Below are 446 nucleotides of genomic sequence, written 5' to 3'. Positions count from 1 at the left end.
GTCAAATACTTTATTTGGTGTTTTAGCTAAATATATTAATAATTCGTACTCTTTAGGAGTCAAATTAACTTCTTGATTATCAGCAAGTACGCGATGTGCATCATTATCTATTTCTAAATGTTTAAATTCAATCACATCACGTGCGTGAGGTTCGCTTTGTTCTACAGTTGTAGATTGCGTTCTTCTTAGAAGTGCTTTAACTCTTAAGACTACTTCTCTTGGTGAAAATGGTTTGACGATATAATCATCTGCACCAGATTCAAAACCTTCAACACGGTTTGTTTCTTCACCTTTAGCAGTCAACATAATAATCGGTGTTTGTTTATGTTCACGCAATTTAGTTGCCACCTGGATACCATCCATTTCAGGCAACATTAAATCTAGTAGTATGCAAGCATAATTATTCTCCATTGCAAGTTCATAAGCCTCTTGGCCATTACTTGCTT

The 446-nt window shown here is 35.0% G+C and carries 1 pseudogene; it reads right to left on the bottom strand.

The features are described from left to right. Nucleotides 1-446 (bottom strand): annotated as a pseudogene (srrA, locus tag D3I60_RS01430) (two-component system response regulator SrrA); the annotation flags it as partial.

Source organism: Brevibacterium permense (assembly GCF_025506275.1).
GTDB lineage: Bacteria > Actinomycetota > Actinomycetes > Actinomycetales > Brevibacteriaceae > Brevibacterium > Brevibacterium permense_A.
This window is presented reverse-complemented; position numbering and strand designations above follow the sequence as displayed.